We start from the raw sequence: 16,392 nt of genomic DNA, 5'->3' as shown, positions 1-16,392 counted from the left end.
TCCAAAGTTTATTTCTTTTTTTTGTTAAAGCCATAAGGGCAATGTCTACAGCCACTTTCACAACAATACCCTCTTTTTAAATGATATTGCTCGGTGAAACATTTGTATCCTTCAGGTGTAAGATAATAGTCTCCTTCTTCTATTGGAATATATTTCTTCATTAATGACAAAGATAATGTAAATTGGAGTGATTTTTGAAAGTAGTATTTTATGATTTTAATATCTAAATATATCGTTCCAAAAGGGTACACAGGAATTACTATTTTTCCATTTGTGTTTTTAAGAAATAAAGCTTTAAAAGCAGATGTCGTTTTAGTTAACCATGAAAAAATTCATTTAAGACAACAATTGGAGCTTTTTATTTTTCCATTTTATATGTTCTATGGTATAGAATTTCTCATTAGACTAGTTATATATAAAAATTGGTATATGGCTTATAGAAATATTTCTTTTGAGCGTGAAGCCTATAGGAATCAATGTAATCTTAATTATATAAAATCAAGACCGTATTGGGGGTTTTATTCTTATATGTTTAATTAATAGTTAGAAATTTATTTTATATAATTGATAGTAGTAGAAAAACAAAACCCATAATATGATTATTATGGGTTTTGTTTTTGTAAAGCTTTGATTAATTATTAATAGAGTGCTTTCTTGTGTAAGAATGTGTCGTCCGTAAATACTATTTTTAGTAATAAACCTCTATTTCCTTTTTCTACACCATTTAATTCTATAGTGTTAGCTTCTATATTATCATAATTTATTAGGTTTCTTCCTAAAATATCAAACACTTGAATACTTTGTATTGTTTTTGAATTTGATATAACGGTTAATTTATCTTTAGAAATTACTTTTATTGAATTATCATCTGCAAGATAATCATCAACAGATAATGTATTATTTGTATATACAATTTCAAATCTATTGTCAAATGTACCTTCGTTAGTGTTAAAAATATAAGGTGAAGATTTTATATCATGTACAATATTTAAATCTTTATCTTTTAAAAAGATATCTTGATTAGTAAATAATGGATCAACATGATCAATCCCTATTCTATATTCTCCTTGATTTACAGCTTTAAAACCTAATGGTACTATATCTGTAACCTCGAAAGGCAGAGGTTTACCTTGAATTGTAAGGTTGTTGTCTGGAGTTACAAAATAAAACTTAACATCATTCCCTCCAAAAGACAGCGCATCTATACCACGATCCCAGCCTAATGTAGCGCCTTCTGCATAGCCAACTAGTATTTGACTAAATGCACCATTGTTATTACTTAAATTTAACCAAAACCTGTGTTTTTCAAATTCTGTATTAGAACTACTAGGGTTTGAACTGTTTGCAGTTCTAAAGAAATTGTTATTGTCGTTTTTTACACGCATAGTATTGTCAAAAGTAGCAGTACCATTGCCTATACCTAATACAAAGAATCCTTGGCCAGAAGCAATGTGTTGTGTTGGTGTTTGACCACCAGTAGCAGCAGTGTTTGTTGCTCCTAGAGAATTTACAGAAGCATAATCATTAGAAGTGTAATTTGCTACAAAATTTGCATAAAATGGATCTGGAATACTAGTGCTTGGAGCTGTATTATGCGTCCATAAATAAGCAGTACCATCTAATAAAGTTGCATTTCCAGCATCATTAAGGAAACTTATAATATCGATAGCAGATGGATATGGATTACCTATTAAATTCCATTGGTCATCATCTGCAGCTACAGCTGTATCTCCTAGAAATACTCCAATATTAGCATCAGTCCCAATTGAAACAGGGATATTTACATCTCCATTGGTTGGTGTGCCTTCAAAAACCGCATTAAATATGGTCTTTATCGATGGATCTGGACTAAAAGTGCTTGGCGCTCTAACAGCGTAACCTATACCTGAAGTCATTACAGAAGATGTAGGGTTTTCGTATGCCCAATTCCCATTCCCATTGGCTACTGTTGGTGTCCAACTATAGAAATTTCCACCTCCAGGAGTATTAGGTGATAAATCGCCTAAAAGATATCCTGAAGCTGTAGTTAATGGAGAGCTCCAATACGTATAATCCAATCTAAACATAGCTTGGCTATCTTTTTCAATTTTTACTATTCCACTATTTGCATCATTATCTATTTGAACCAAGCTTGCAGTGTTTCTTATATCAAAGTTGCCATTTGTATTGACGTCAATCCATTCTGTAACAATAAGATTGTTGCCAGATTGTAACTCTAAATCACCAGTAGAGTTTATAATTATATTTTTAGCGTAAGCATCATATCCAGTTCCAGATATTATAGTTTGATCTGGTATAATTACACAATTGAGAGCGGTTGGAACTCCAACTGGTAACCAGTTTGAAGAGTCATTCCAATCTGTGGATGTGGCACCTGTCCAATATTTTGTCTTATTTGTAATGTCTACATCTATGCTAACATCACAACCATTGGTTAATGTTGCGGTAGCTACAAAAGAAAAGGTGTCTTGTTGTAGTTGAGTTAATGTAGGTTTTATGAATACGGTACTTACAGTGGATCCTGGGGTGTATGGTATAGTCGCCGCTGCATCAGTATAAGCATCAATCGTTGTAGGGCTAGTCCAAGCAAAAGATGATGTTATAGGTCTTGAGCCATACAGTTCTATATTATCTATAGCTACACCATCACACCAGACATCAGCAAAATAACGTATTCTAACTTTAAAATCATTTTCATTGACATAAGTATCTAAATTAAAGGATAGATTAGCCATATTTGTGCCATATCCAACATCATTATCATAAGTTTGTATAGTAGTCCAGTTTAAACCGCCATCTGTAGTTACTTCTATATTTACATTTTCAGGAATAAGAGCATTATATAAATAGCGCGAAAAATACATATCAAAACTTAGGGTTAAATCTGTAAAATCAGAGGTGTCTAATGTTCCTGATTCTAATGCATTTTCTGTGATATTAAATGTCCCAGCATCTGATGTGGCCATAACAAATTTGTTATTTCCAAAACCAGAAGAAATAGCAGGAAACCATACTTGTTCAGATGGGACAAATGTACTTGTGCGTTGTTGCCACATTGTTATAGCATCCTCAGCTGCACTATAGCTACGGATGTTATTATTTGTAAAAGAACCTAAACCAGAGCCTTCAAAATCTTCATCAATTAAGTGCGCAATTTCACTGCTTCCAGTTGCAGAAACCTCAATAATATCTCCTTCTCCACATACTTCTGGTACAGATGGAGTAAATGTTAATGTGGTGGTTGGCCTTATATTTGCTATAATTTTTGTCCTTACTAAAGATTCACAAGAACCATTGTCTGCTGTAACATAATAAGCGGTAGTTGTTGTTATACTTGGCGTAATCCAATCCCCGGTGAGTGTTGTAGCTAATGGCGTAACTGCGACATCACTTGCATACCAATTGTACTGTATTGTACCAGGACTTCCTGTTACAGATAAGTTTACTGTCCCATCTCCACAATTTGCTCCTTCAGTAATAGAGTCTATAGTGGCATCACAACTTTGTATTACTGTAAAAGTATAGTCTTCAGTCTCTCCATATTCTCTATAAGAACCATTGTTTTGAAAATCTTCACATGAATCAAAATCATAACCGTAAGATTCAGTACCAAAATTATTAAAGCTATTGTATATTTTTATACGTATTCTATATTCTCCAACGGCTTGATTTTCTGGTATAATAAAACCAAAAGTAGTACTTGAAGTTGCTATAAAACCAGTATCATATACTAATTCTGATGCGGTTTCTTCAAAAAGACCATCTAAATCCCAATCTACCCATGCTTTGATATGACCTCTATATGATTGCGATTCTAAAAAGACATTAATACCTTGTCCTTGAGCTTGTATACTGTTTGTTAGACCTGAGAAGTCCTGATATCCAATTGTAGCAACAGATGAGTAGCCGTTATTTAAGTTAGAAACATCATTTAATGTTCCTATAAATTCTACATCATCTATATAAAGACTAGCCTCATTATTTGTAGATTCAGGCTCGCAATAAGTTCCAATGTTAGAGGTTGTTGCACTGCTGGTTAATGGAGTTGCCCCATTGTATACAGGTCCTCCAGTACAGGCTATATTGTTATATGAAAAGATGAAAAAATGATAAGTTGTTGTTATGCTAAGACCAGAAGTAGAAAAAACTAAATTATTATCATTATCTATAACTGTATTGCCTGCTCCAATAGTATCGCCTATATTGTAGTTTGTGGCATTCACTGGAACTGGAGTTATACCTGTTGTATTTATAACAATTAAATAATTGTCTGGTGTTGGACTTGCGGCTGTAAAAGTACCAGCAATTGTACTACTTGTGATAGTATCAAAAGTTAAAGCTGTTGGTTGTGCTATTGGAGTTGCACAAACTGGAGGTGATCCAACAATTAATGTATAATCTTCAGCTTCACCACGATCACCAATATTAAAGAAGCAAGAGTCTGGATTTGTATCATAGTTATCTATTAAAATGCGCATTCTATAACTACCAGTTGGAGTTGTTCCAGGAATAACAAAACTGTCATTAATATTTGTTACATAACTACCAGATCCATATACTTGTTCTCCCAAATCTGAGAAATCTAAATCATTATTCCAATCTACCCAGATATTAACTCCAAAATCATTAAAAACTCCAGCTCCATTAAATGTTCCACTAAAATTAACTGTACCACCTGGGATTTGAGTTACAGCTAAGCTAGTAAAATCACCATAGCCTGCAGTAGAAAGACCTGAACCATTATTAGTAATGTTTGTTGAGCCTCCTGTAGTACTGAAATCATCTATGTAAAATTGGGGATGGCCATCCGAAACAGGTATACAATATGTCATAGCTGAGCTTTTGGCATTATTGTTTGATACGCTAGAAGAAGAGCTATTAGTATTATGTTTATTAGCGGTTTTAAAAGATTTTGTACTTTTATTATTTGTACTCCTTAAAGGTGTTAATACATTAGTTGATTTTACTGTTTTAACAGATTTGTTATTTGTTTTATGATTGGATTCAATTTTTTGAATTTTATTATTTTGAATGGAAATGTCTACTCCTCTTTTTAAATTGTTAACTTTGTTCTGAGCATTACTACTTGTTACAAATAATGTGAAGAGTGATATTATAGAATAAAAGATAAAAGCTTTTAAAGAGAACTTTTTAGATGGGTTTAGTTTAAAGCGTAATTTTTTAACCATAGCTATGTAGTTTAACGTTTATAAGGGATACATATTAGTATGTCTAAAAAAGCCTATTTAGATAGAGGTAATGAGTAATGTCTTTTTGAATATTACTTTAGCTTAAATTGTAGGTTTTAATAGTCAAAATAAATATTAATAGATTTGAGGCTATTATAATTTTTTAATGTAAAATTAGAAAAATAACCAATAAATACACGTGAAAGGTATATTTTTTAGATGAAATACATTATTTTTTAACACTTGTAGTTTTTTTCTTTCGTAAATAAAACATTTTTTAACTTGAAACCTTTCGTTTTACAGCAGTCAGTTATTAATCAACAAGTTATTGTTGTTGGTAATTCTTATTTGATAGAGTTAGAGATTAAAAGGGAAGATGAGATTCATTCGATTATCTCAGGTAATAAATATAGAAAACTTAAATACAATTTAATTGCTGCAAAAAATGAAGAAAAAAATGTGCTGCTCACATTTGGAGGAGCATTTTCTAATCATATAGCGGCTACTGCATCAGTAGGAAAAGCTTTTGGTTTTAAAACGATAGGTATTATTAGAGGAGAAGAGTTGAAAGATAAAATTGAAGGAAATTCTACTTTGAGTTATGCTAAGCAATGTGGTATGACTTTTAAATTTATTTCAAGAACAGATTTTAAAAAGAAGGGTGATTCTTATTTTATTGAAACACTAAAAAATGAGTTTGGTGATTTTTACCTCATCCCAGAAGGAGGTACAAATGCATTAGCAATAAAAGGTTGTGAAGAAATTTTAACAGAAGGGGATAGTGATTTTAATTATGTATGCGCACCTGTTGGAACAGGAGGAACATTAGCCGGGTTAATAAATTGTTCAAAACCTAGTCAACAAGTTTTAGGATTTTCGGCTTTAAAAGGAGACTTTTTAAAACAAGATATTAGTAAATTTGCAATTAAGAATAATTGGGAATTAATAACTGATTACCATTTTGGTGGTTATGCAAAAATAAATAGTGAATTAATAACGTTTATTAATCAGTTTAAAAAACAAAATAATATTCAGCTAGATCCAGTATATACAGGGAAGATGATGTTTGGTATCTTTGATCTCATTAAAAAAGGATTTTTTCCTAAGGGATCAAAAATTTTAGCAATTCATACTGGAGGTATTCAAGGTATTCAGGGAATGAATACTTTATTAAAAAAAAGGCAATTACCATTAATACAATAAATAATTAATGAAACATATTTTTACAATATTTTGCATAGTGACACTTTTATTTAGTTGCGGTTCTTCTAAAAAAGTAGTGACAAAAAAAACGAAAGATAAAACGGTAAGAGTTTCTAAGCCATCAAAATCTAAACCTGTTGAAACAAAAAAAGAGGCGCCTAAAGTAGAAGTAACTATAAAAGACACTCCAGAAGTTTATGCTAGTCCTACAGACGAGTATATTGCAATTTATAGTGATATTGCTAAGGATGAGATGGCTAGTTATGGTGTGCCGGCAAGTATTACTTTAGCGCAAGGTATTTTAGAATCTGCTTCAGGAAGAGGGCGATTAGCATCTGAAGCTAATAATCATTTTGGAATTAAATGTCATAGTGGATGGACCGGAGGTAAGATTTACCATGATGATGATGCTAGTCAAGAGTGTTTTCGCAAGTATAAAAATTCAAAATACTCTTTTAGAGATCATTCATTATTTTTAAAAGAAAGAAAACGTTATTCAGCTTTATTTAATCTGTCTAAAGGGGATTATAAAGGTTGGGCAAAAGGATTAAAAAAAGCGGGCTATGCTACAGATAGGAAATACCCACAAAAATTGATTAGTTTAATAGAGCGTTATCAATTATATCGTTTTGATAATGAAGTTTTGGGTGTTGATACTGGAGTGAACGATAAGCACACTGTAGTTGCTGGTGATACTTTGTATTCATTGTCAAGAAAGTATGATGTGTCCGTTCAAACTTTAAAAGAACTAAATGGCTTAGAAAGTAATTCGTTATATATAGGCCAAATATTATACATAAAACCCTTACCAAAAGATTAATTAATTAATGATATATAAACGTAGTAGTGCTTTGTTCGCGCAAGCAGAAACAGTAATTCCTGGTGGTGTAAATTCACCGGTTAGAGCTTTTAAAGCTGTTGGAGGGACTCCAATTTTTGTAAAAGAAGCTAAAGGAGCTTATTTGTATGACGAAGATGGAAACCAATTAATAGATTATATTAATTCTTGGGGGCCAATGATATTAGGTCATGCTTATGAACCTGTTGTAAAAGCAGTTATTGATAAGGCTAAAAAAGGTACCTCTTTTGGAATGCCAACAGAAATTGAAACTCAAATAGCAGAACTAGCAGTCTCAATGGTTCCAAATATAGATAAAATTCGTTTTGTAAATTCTGGAACAGAAGCTTGTATGAGCGCAGTAAGATTAGCAAGGGGTTTTACTAAAAAAGATAAAATTATAAAGTTTGCTGGTTGTTATCATGGGCATAGTGATTCTTTTTTAATCCAAGCAGGAAGTGGAGCAGTAACATTTGGTACTCCTAATAGTCCTGGTGTTACAGCTGGAACTGCAAAAGATACATTACTTGCTAGGTATAATGACCTAGAAAATGTTGAAGAACTAATTGCTGCTAATAAAAATGAGATTGCATGTATTATTGTTGAACCTGTAGCAGGGAATATGGGATGCATACCTCCAAAAGATAATTTTTTGCAGGGGCTAAGAAAATTATGTGACGCAAATAACATTTTATTAATTTTTGATGAGGTTATGACTGGTTTTAGGTTGGCTAAAGGTGGTGTACAAGAATTATATAATGTAAAAGCAGATATTGTTTGTTTTGGAAAAGTTATAGGTGGAGGATTGCCAGTTGGAGCATTTGCTGCTAGAAATGAGATTATGAATTATTTAGCGCCATTAGGTCCAGTATACCAAGCAGGAACATTAAGCGGGAATCCGTTAGCAATGGCTGCTGGATTAGCTATGTTAAAAGCTTTAAATAATGATGCGGATATTTATAATCGTTTAGCTAAAAAAACTGAATATCTGCATAAGGGTATTGAGCAAGTATTATCTAAATATAATATCTCACATACAATAAATAGGGTGGGCTCAATGATTTCTGTGCATTTTAGTAAAACAGAAGTTGTAGATTTTGAGACGGCTGCTGAAGCAAATAATGAAGTTTTTAAACAGTTCTTCCATGGTATGCTAAAAGAAGGTGTTTATATTGCTCCTAGTGCTTTTGAAACGTGGTTTATTACCGATGCATTAAGTTATGCAGATTTAGATAAAACTATTACGGCATGTGATACCTTTTTTGCTAAACATAATTAATAAATGAATGTATAAAAAAAACGGCTTATTAGTAAGCCGCTTTTTTTATGATTTAGAATAGTGATATAATTACTATTGTTTTGTTTTAAGTTCTATTATCTCTTCTTGATTAGTAAGAATTAAATATCTAGCAAAAAGCTCAGGACTCATAGCGCCTTTAATAGATTTTTGTAGCTTTAAATCTGTTAAATCAATAGCGTCTTTATATGCTCTAGTTCCAGGTTTTAAATTTTCTTTTATAGATAACGTTTTTAATTCATGATCTCTAAAAGCATTATAGACGTCATCTAAAGCACTGTCTTCAAATTTTAGCTGTGAGCGTAATTCTTTTGTTTTATTAGCCGCTATTTCGTTAATGCTAACTTTGTCTTGAGCAAAAGCTGTTTGCGTTCCTATAAGTAAAGCAAAAGCGAATAAACAAAGTGTAAATACTTTTTTCATAGTTTATGTTGTTATAATGTTAATTCTCTCAAAGTAAAGCTATTTACATAAAAATAGCAAATAAAAAAGTGTAGATTAGATAACCTACACTTTTAAACTACTAACTACCAATCCAAAAAAAATACGTTATATTTTACTTCTTAATTTTTCTCAATGTTTTTTTCTTTTCGCATAGTTTTTTTACGTTTCTTTTTTCCGCGTTTTTTATGCATACCTCTTTTTCGTTGTAATTTTTCCCATTTTTCCATCTGTTCTGCATTCAAAATGGCTTTCATTTCTCTTTTTGTTGCAATTTGTGCATCTAATCTTTCATTCATTAACTTTAAGCGTTCTTCTTGAGAAGGTTTTTCTGTCTTATCAATATTCTTTAATCGTTCTTTTGCTTTTGCTAAACGCATTTCAGCATTTTTTAAGTTGATTGCATTAACTTTTTGCTGTTGAGCATCGGTTAAATCTAAATGCAATGTCATTTTTTTTGTTTCAAGTTGAGCTCTTTCTTTTGCGCTAATACTAGTTATCTTTTCTAGCTTTTCTTTTTTTAATTCAGCTCGCTTTTCTTTTTTTTGAGCAGTAACTTGGAATGTTATAAGAGCTACAGCTATAAATAATAAATTTCTCATTGTATGTTTTTTTAATTATTGAACACTTTTATGACACGAGAAAATATAAAAGGTTTAAATGTCTTTTGTTTTTAACTTCTAATTAACAGTTTGAGCTTTAGCAATTAATTCAAGAGTAGTTGCGTATAGTGGTTTGTTTTCCATTTTACTTTTTAGCCAAGCAAAATAACTCATTACAAATATATCTTCTTGTTTAGCTTCTATCCAGGTAAATGAATTTTCTACTTTATTATAAAAAGCCATAGTATTTATAATCTCTGGGGTTTTATAGTATGATTCTATTAATTGTAAATACGTAATAACACGTTCTTGTTTTATGCTTTTTAAATAATTAAAATGGTTTCTTTTAAAACTTAATAAGCGAGACTCTACTAAGTTTATATTTTGCAGTTCAATGTGCAGAATAATTTCGATTAAGTTTTTTTTAATAACCCATTCTTTACTTGATTTAGTTTCGTAATAACGGTCAGTGTGGTAAAATGACTTGAAAAGATTGTGTGCCTTTTTGTAGTCTTTAGATTGAATATAATACATGACTAAACTTAAATGAATGTCTAGTAAAGATTCTATGTCTTTATGTTTTTTTAATAGAAGTGTTTCTAACAAGGAAATTGCTTTTTCTTGCTGATTAGAATAGTTGTAATTTAAAGCTAATAATAAGTTGTATTTTAATTTGAATGTAGAATAGTACTTTTTGTTCTTTTCTAGCATATGTATGTGCATTAACTCTAAATGCTGTATGGATTTTTTAAATTTTTTATTCCTAAAAAATGTGTTTGCTACTAAGTATAATACTTGAATGTGGTAGTATAATTGTTTGTTTTTATCTTTTCGAGCTTGTAGTTTTTGATAAGTATTAATTAAAAAAGGCTCTATTTTTAAGTAGTTACTAGTTATAAAAGCAGAAAGACTTACAATTGTAATAAGTTGATACAGAGATTTAAATGACATAGAATCGTTAATACTAACGTTATATGTTTTAAATGTGTTTTTTAAAAATTGTTCAAAATCTAAACCATCACTTGTGAATGTCTCGTTTTTAATGGTTTGTCTAATTTTTGCATATACAATATTAAGTTGGTCTTCTAAGAGATAATTTTTTTGATTGATTTTATACTTTTTAATTAATTGATCTATAGAGATAGCTTGGTTTGTGTAAGCGTATTGAATTTTTGTATGGTAGATTTCATTTAAAATTGCGAACATGAAATGTTCGCTAGCTATAGCTTCTGCTTTGTCTAAAATTTTATAGGCTACTTTATATTGTTTATGAGCTAAGAAGGTTCTTGATGCTAGAATGTATTTAATAATCTGCATATCTATAGAGTTTTCTTCTTCTAAATTTGTGTTTGCTATAAAGTCTATTAAAGATTGGTATAAGCGTTTTCTTAAAGCATGGTAAGCATCTCTTTGAGTTGACTTATATAATTTTTGTTGAATTTCCTTTATATCTAATTCATCTCTGGTTAGTAATTTAAAAAGAGCAATGTTTTTGGTGTCGTTTCTTTTGTTCTTTTTTTCAAGATAATTAATGAATTGTTGTTGTTCATCTGTATTAAATGTAGAAACGATTTCTTTTAAATTGTTCATTTAGTCGTCAGTATTTTTATTACTAATACTTTAAATATAGTATTATTTGTGTTATTAAAATATAAAATATCGTCAGTTTTTATTAAATATTGTTTTTCTGAATACAGTATCATATTACATTTTTGCATTGTAATCATTAAAACAAAAAATATGGATTATCAAACAACTGTTTCTTTAAAAGAAGCCGAGAAAACAAAAAAAAGTAAAAAACTAGAAAACGTTTTTGATCAAAAACCCACAGCAGCCTTTGTTGGTGCATCTTGGACCGCTTTATTAATTGGAATGACCGCTTATTGTATTGGATTATGGAATGCTACAATGGCGTTAAACGAAAAAGGATATTATTTTACCATTTTATTGTTTGGGTTATTCTCCGTTATCTCTGTTCAAAAAGCAGTAAGAGATAAAATGGAGAATATTCAAGTAACCGAAATGTACTATGGTATAAGCTGGTTTACGAGTATTGCCGCAATAGTTTTACTTGTTATAGGTTTATGGAATGCAGATCTTGAATTAAGCGAAAAAGGCTTTTACGGTATGTCTTTTACATTAAGCTTATTTGCTGCTATTGCAGTACAAAAGAATACTAGGGATATTACATTTATTGATAACAACAAAACAGAAAACCTTTAAAGGTTTGTTTTGATGAAAGGTTAACAGGGTTAACCATAAAATGGCGTAATTATTTTGCGCCATTTTAAAATAATTTTAAATGACTAATATGAATTTAAGAACCATATCATCAGAAAAAATAATTTTAACTTTAAGCATATTTACTGCTTTGTTTTTAGTCTTATTATATTTAAATAATACTATTTTTCATTTCAGTTTTGTATTAATTGGTGTGTTACAAGAAATGTTAACAATACCTTGTATATTAGGCCAACCTCTTTTATTATTTTTTGCAGCAAGAGGTATTTATAATAATAGATTCAGAGAAAAAAAATATGTATATGCTGCTATCGCATTGCTTATTATAGGAATAAGTTTTTCTGTGACTATGTTTATTACTTCTTAACCAATTTAAATATCTAAGTTATATGAACTCAAAACTCACAAAAGAATTACCAGAATTGGTTGAAAACGGAGTGATATCTCAAGATGTTGCTTTAAAAATAGAACGTTATTATCAATCTAAAAGCAACGAAAACCCTAATAGATTATTTACTGTTTTTGGTGTTTTAGGCTCTGTTTTAGTTGGATTGGGTATAATTTTAATATTAGCTCACAATTGGGATAACTTCTCGAAAGTAATAAAAACAATTTTTGCCTTTGCTCCATTAGTAATTGGGCAAGTATTAGTTGGTTTCTCTCTATTAAAAAAGAAAAGTGCAACATGGAAAGAAGCTTCAGGAACATTTTTGTTTTTTGCTGTTGGTGCATCTATGGCAATTGTAAGTCAGATATACAATATTCCTGGAAATTTTAATAGCTATATGTTAACATGGATTATATTGTGTTCTCCTCTAATATATCTTTTAAAATCTCATGCGTTAGTGCTATTACATATAATATTCACTACTATTTATGCTTGCGAATATGGTTATGCTTTTGGTAGCAAAACACCTTGGATGTATTTAGTGTTAATTATATTAATAATACCTTATTACATTAAATTAATACAAAATAGGTCTAAAGCAAATATAACCTCTGTTATTAATTGGTTATTGCCTTTAAGTTTTATTATTGTTTTAGGTGCATTTATAACAAAGTTCGATGAGTTAATTTTCTTATCCTATATTATTTTGTTTGGCTTGTTTTATAACTTAGGAAAAGGCCCTCGATTCGATAATTTAAAATTAAGACAAAACGGCTATTTAGTATTAGGCTCTTTAGGAACAGTTATTTTATTATTGATAGCTAGTTTTCGATGGATTTGGAAAGACGTATTAAGAATATCTTCATTTGCAACTACAGAAACTACATTAGTAGCTGTATTATTTATTACAACTGCATTTGTTTTAACCTACTTATTCCTAAAAAAACGAGTCAATAAATTAAATCTATTTCATTTTATATTTATAATCATGACTCTCTTGTTTTTTGTTGGTTTAACAAATGATATTACACCAACAATAGTTACAAATGTATTGTTATTAATTCTAGGAATAAATGCAATTAAAATAGGTGTAGATAAAATGCATTTTGGAATTTTAAATTATGGACTAGTAATTATTACAGCTTTAATATTTAGTAGATTTTTTGATACCAATATGAGTTTTGTTATTAGAGGTTTACTATTTGTAGTTGTAGGTGTTGGTTTTTTTGCAACAAATTATGTTATGCTAAAGAAGCAAAAATCTAAAGCCCAAAAAACATTAAAAAAATAGCTATGAAAAAAAAGAAATTACAATACGCATTTATGCTATTTATACTAGTAGCTATAGCACAATTATTTGTGCCAATACAAATGATTCTTGGTCAAGAAAAAGTTCTAAATGAAGGAGAAGTCTATAAGTTTAAAACAAGACCAATAGACCCAAGTGATCCTTATAGAGGGAAATACATCACTTTGAGATACGATATAAATACTGCAAACACAAAAGATACACTTTGGGAACGAAAGGAAGAGGTTTATGTGTATTTAAAAAAAGATAGTTTAGGTTTTGCTGAATTAGTAGAAGTTAGTAAAACGCCTTTAGCAATAGATAATGATTATGTTTTAGCTGAAACGAGTTGGTATAATAGAAATTCTAAAAAGCTAAATTTTAATTTACCTTTTAATCGTTTTTATATGGAAGAAACGAAAGCAAAACCAGCTGAAGATGCGTTTAGAATAGCACAACGAGATTCCTTACCAAATAATACCTATGGTTTGGTTTATATAAAAGATGGAGAAGCAGTTTTAAAAGATGTTTTAATAAATGATATGTCTATTGCAGATTATATTGAGGAGTAGTTAATATATTAAACATAAAAAAAGAAGATTGATAATATTTTCAATCTTCTTTTTTATAAACACTTCATTTCAAGTGCTTAATTTTAATTGGTGTATACAATTGACGTAGCACCATTATTTTGAACAATTTTCATGTTTCTTTTAGTAGCATAAAAATTTCTCCATCTACCGTTAAGTAAAGGATTGTTTTTTGCATCAAAAACGCTAATTTGTATAACAACATTTTCGTAAGCATCAATTTGTTGATGGCCTTTTGCTGATATTTTATATTTCTTAGCATATATTGGGCTTTCTTTACCGTCGTTCCAATCAAACCATCCTACAGTAACTTCTTCGTCTAGTGTGTTTTCCATGTTAAATGTGTACTTCATAATAAATATTTTAAGATTAATAGAACTGTAAAAGTATACTTATAGATTTGTTTGATTAAGCGTGGTAATACTGTTACTGGAAAATAGGTGTAACTACGTGATGGTTTATCTGCTGTATATGTGTTTAACGCAGAGTATCCAAAATTAACTAACTTTACCAAAACCAATATTAAATTCTATAATACTAATGAAAAAAGCGATATACTTTTTAGTGTTTGCTTGCCTATTATCTTGTAAAGAAGATGTAAAGCCAGTAGAAACCATTAAAACAGAAACTCCAAAAACAGAAATGCAAACCAATTTAGATAAATATGTTAGTGTCAAACTAACAAGCGATTTAAGTGTTTTAACAGAAAAGGAAAAGCAAATGCTGCCTATTTTAATTAAGGCTGCTAATAAAATGAATGATTTGTTTTGGTATGAAGCCTATGGAGATCGTGAAGCTTTGTTAAGTAAAATTACAGATCTTGATACTAAGCAATATGCAAAGATAAATTATGGGCCTTGGGATAGATTGGCTAACAACAAGCCATTTATTGATGGTGTAGGAGAGAAGCCAAAAGGCGCAAATTATTATCCTGCGGATATGACTAAAGAAGAGTTTGAAAAAGCAGAGATAACTAATAAAGCAAGCCTTTATAATTTTGTAAGACGTGATGACGATGGTAAATTATTTACAGTGCCATATCACAAACAATTTGAAACCGAAGTAAAAGAAGTATCTGCTTTATTATTAGAAGCATCTAAATTAGCGGAAGATAAAGGGTTAAAAAAATATTTAGAATTAAGAGCGGCAGCTTTATTAAATGATGAGTATCAAAAAAGTGATCTTGCTTGGATGGATATGAAAACAAACACATTAGATGTTGTAATTGGCCCAATAGAAACCTACGAAGATCAATTGTTTGGTAATAAAGCAGCACATGAAGGTTATGTATTGATAAAAGACCAAGGATGGAGCAAGCGATTAGAAAAATTTAGTAGCTTTTTGCCAGAATTACAAAAAGGATTACCGGTTGGTGATAAATACAAACAAGAAAAACCGGGGACAGATAGTGATTTAAATGCATACGATGTGGTATTTTATGCTGGTGATTGTAATTCTGGAAGTAAAACAATAGCTATTAATTTACCAAATGATGAAGAGGTACAATTAAAAAAAGGAACTAGGCGATTACAACTTAAAAATGCTATGCAAGCAAAATTTGATAAGATATTAGTCCCTATTTCTGGAGTATTAATAGAAGAAAGCCAGCGTAAACATATTACTTTCGATGCCTTTTTTGAGAATACTATGTTTCATGAAGTGGCTCATGGTTTAGGAGTTAAAAATACTATTAACGGTAAAGGTACAGTAAGAACATCGTTAAAAGAATATGCAAGTGCTTTAGAAGAAGGAAAGGCAGATGTTTTAGGATTATACATGGTACAGCAATTACACAAAAAAGGAGAGTTAACTAACGATTTAAAAGATAACATGGTCACGTTTATGGCAGGAATATTTAGATCGGTACGTTTTGGAGCTTCTAGTGCGCATGGAAAAGCAAATATGATACGCTTTAATTTCTTTAATCAAATGGGAGCTTTTACTAGAAATGCAAATGGAACTTATAAAGTAAATTTCTCTAAAATGGAATTAGCTATGGAAATGTTATCACAAGTTATTTTAGAATATCAAGGTGAAGGAAACTACGATGGTGTTGGTAAATTTGTTGCCAACTACGGTGGTATAGAAGAAGAACTTCAGAAAGACCTAGATAGATTAAGTGCTGCTAGTATTCCTGTAGATGTTGTCTTCGAACAAGGTACTTCAGTATTAGGTTTGTAAAATAAAATCATAAATAAAAAAAGGCTTCAGATACTTCTGAAGCCTTTTTTTATTCGGTTGTCCCGTCCTGAAATAAGTTGACAAAAAATCGACTTATTAATGAAAAGTAAAGAGAACAAAAGAGTTAAACGAAC

General features: G+C 30.2%; 15 protein-coding genes. 9 read left to right on the top strand and 6 right to left on the bottom strand.

All coding sequences use genetic code 11. From position 1 onward, the window contains the following. Positions 1-8 precede the first annotated feature (8 nt). Positions 9-161, bottom strand: coding sequence for a DUF5522 domain-containing protein (locus Q0997_RS12625; RefSeq protein ID WP_299889408.1), 153 nt, complete (start codon positions 159-161; stop codon positions 9-11). 49 nt (positions 162-210) lie between these two features. Between Q0997_RS12625 and Q0997_RS12620 the strand changes: the two genes are divergently transcribed. Continuing rightward, positions 211-540: a hypothetical protein gene (locus Q0997_RS12620; RefSeq protein WP_299889406.1), complete on the top strand. Its 330-nt coding sequence runs from the start codon at positions 211-213 to the stop codon at positions 538-540. A gap of 98 nt (positions 541-638) precedes the next feature. Here the strand turns inward: Q0997_RS12620 and Q0997_RS12615 are convergent, their stop codons facing one another. Beyond that, complete coding sequence (locus tag Q0997_RS12615; RefSeq protein ID WP_299889404.1) at positions 639-5,189, bottom strand: GEVED domain-containing protein; 4,551 nt, start codon at positions 5,187-5,189, stop codon at positions 639-641. 312 nt (positions 5,190-5,501) lie between these two features. Between Q0997_RS12615 and Q0997_RS12610 the strand changes: the two genes are divergently transcribed. From Q0997_RS12610 to hemL, 3 genes are read left to right on the top strand one after another with little or no spacing between them, the layout of a single operon-like run. After that, the gene (locus Q0997_RS12610; protein WP_299889582.1) at positions 5,502-6,392 is read left to right on the top strand and encodes a 1-aminocyclopropane-1-carboxylate deaminase/D-cysteine desulfhydrase; all 891 of its coding nucleotides are present in this window, start codon (positions 5,502-5,504) and stop codon (positions 6,390-6,392) included. Positions 6,393-6,399: 7 nt separating this feature from the next. After that, positions 6,400-7,212, top strand: a complete 813-nt coding sequence (locus Q0997_RS12605) for a glucosaminidase domain-containing protein (RefSeq protein WP_299889402.1) — start codon at positions 6,400-6,402, stop codon at positions 7,210-7,212. A 7-nt stretch (positions 7,213-7,219) separates the two neighbouring features. Next, complete coding sequence (hemL, locus tag Q0997_RS12600) at positions 7,220-8,509, top strand: glutamate-1-semialdehyde 2,1-aminomutase (RefSeq protein WP_299889400.1); 1,290 nt, start codon at positions 7,220-7,222, stop codon at positions 8,507-8,509. 72 nt (positions 8,510-8,581) lie between these two features. Here hemL and Q0997_RS12595 read toward each other — a convergent pair whose 3' ends face one another. The 3 genes from Q0997_RS12595 to Q0997_RS12585 all read right to left on the bottom strand — a co-directional run bounded on the left by Q0997_RS12595 (position 8,582) and on the right by Q0997_RS12585 (position 11,160). Then, positions 8,582-8,950 (bottom strand): hypothetical protein, encoded by a 369-nt coding sequence (locus Q0997_RS12595; RefSeq protein WP_299889399.1) that lies wholly within the window; start codon positions 8,948-8,950, stop codon positions 8,582-8,584. A 140-nt stretch (positions 8,951-9,090) separates the two neighbouring features. Continuing rightward, positions 9,091-9,570 carry a hypothetical protein gene (locus Q0997_RS12590; RefSeq protein WP_299889397.1) on the bottom strand — a complete coding sequence of 160 codons (480 nt, stop codon included), beginning with the start codon at positions 9,568-9,570 and terminating at the stop codon, positions 9,091-9,093. A 78-nt stretch (positions 9,571-9,648) separates the two neighbouring features. After that, positions 9,649-11,160, bottom strand: a complete 1,512-nt coding sequence (locus Q0997_RS12585) for a hypothetical protein (RefSeq protein ID WP_299889395.1) — start codon at positions 11,158-11,160, stop codon at positions 9,649-9,651. Between the two features lie 150 nt (positions 11,161-11,310). Between Q0997_RS12585 and yiaA the strand changes: the two genes are divergently transcribed. The 4 genes from yiaA (at position 11,311) to Q0997_RS12565 (ending at position 14,059) form a co-directional block, all read left to right on the top strand. After that, positions 11,311-11,793 carry an inner membrane protein YiaA gene (yiaA, locus tag Q0997_RS12580; RefSeq protein ID WP_299889392.1) on the top strand — a complete coding sequence of 161 codons (483 nt, stop codon included), beginning with the start codon at positions 11,311-11,313 and terminating at the stop codon, positions 11,791-11,793. Between the two features lie 88 nt (positions 11,794-11,881). Further along, complete coding sequence (locus Q0997_RS12575; protein WP_299889390.1) at positions 11,882-12,178, top strand: hypothetical protein; 297 nt, start codon at positions 11,882-11,884, stop codon at positions 12,176-12,178. Between the two features lie 22 nt (positions 12,179-12,200). Further along, positions 12,201-13,490 carry a DUF2157 domain-containing protein gene (locus tag Q0997_RS12570; RefSeq protein ID WP_299889388.1) on the top strand — a complete coding sequence of 430 codons (1,290 nt, stop codon included), beginning with the start codon at positions 12,201-12,203 and terminating at the stop codon, positions 13,488-13,490. A 2-nt stretch (positions 13,491-13,492) separates the two neighbouring features. After that, positions 13,493-14,059 carry a GDYXXLXY domain-containing protein gene (locus tag Q0997_RS12565; RefSeq protein ID WP_299889386.1) on the top strand — a complete coding sequence of 189 codons (567 nt, stop codon included), beginning with the start codon at positions 13,493-13,495 and terminating at the stop codon, positions 14,057-14,059. 83 nt (positions 14,060-14,142) lie between these two features. Here Q0997_RS12565 and Q0997_RS12560 read toward each other — a convergent pair whose 3' ends face one another. Beyond that, complete coding sequence (locus Q0997_RS12560) at positions 14,143-14,430, bottom strand: hypothetical protein (protein WP_299889384.1); 288 nt, start codon at positions 14,428-14,430, stop codon at positions 14,143-14,145. A 187-nt stretch (positions 14,431-14,617) separates the two neighbouring features. Here Q0997_RS12560 and Q0997_RS12555 point away from each other — a divergent pair, with 187 nt between their 5' ends. Next, a complete protein-coding gene (locus Q0997_RS12555) occupies positions 14,618-16,258 on the top strand; it encodes a Zn-dependent hydrolase (RefSeq protein ID WP_299889382.1) in 1,641 nt (546 codons plus the stop codon). Positions 16,259-16,392 lie beyond the last annotated feature (134 nt).

It is taken from the genome of uncultured Lacinutrix sp., assembly GCF_947500325.1.
In the GTDB taxonomy this organism is placed as follows: domain Bacteria; phylum Bacteroidota; class Bacteroidia; order Flavobacteriales; family Flavobacteriaceae; genus Lacinutrix.
This window is presented reverse-complemented; position numbering and strand designations above follow the sequence as displayed.